At 48.6% G+C, this 623-nt stretch carries 1 pseudogene; it reads left to right on the top strand.

Annotation, left to right across the window (positions count from 1 at the left end):
• Nucleotides 1-51 precede the first annotated feature (51 nt).
• Nucleotides 52-623 (top strand): annotated as a pseudogene (locus R7Q48_RS28545) (SurA N-terminal domain-containing protein); the annotation flags it as partial.

Raw genomic sequence — 623 nt, 5'->3', positions numbered from 1 at the left:
ACAAAAGGGAAAGCAAACTTATCCCCGACCCTACGCGCTTGTTGAGCAGTCGCCGCACCGGTAGAGCTTGATAAGGTTGCTGTCATCGTTAACGACGGTGTCATTCTACAAAGCGACATCAATACTGCGATGAAAACCCTACAAGCCAATGCTCGTCAAAGCGGAAAAAGTCTACCTTCGGCAAGCGTGCTCAAAGAGCAAGTGGTAGAAAAACTGATCATCGATACGCTGCAAGGCCAAGAAGCTGACCGTATTGGTGTACGCATCGACGATAACCGTCTAAACCAAGCCATCGCAGAAATCGCACGCAACAATAACCAAAGCGTGGAAGAACTGGCAGCATCAGTGCAAGCAGAAGGCCTAAGCTACCCAGAGTTTCGCGAGCAAATCCGTAAAGAAATTGCAGCGTCAGAAGCTCGTAATGCGCTAGTTCGTCGCCGAATCAATATCCTTCCAGCAGAAGTTGATAGCCTTGCAGACCAGCTAGCGAAAGAAACCAACGCAACCGTGCAATACAAAATCGGTCATATCCAACTGCGTTTCACCGACGGTCAAGATAAATCAGAAGTAGAAGCACAAGCGAAAGCCCTGGTTAAAAAACTGAACGACGGCGCAGACTTCAC

It is taken from the genome of Vibrio sp. 378 (genome assembly GCF_033339435.1).
This window is presented reverse-complemented; position numbering and strand designations above follow the sequence as displayed.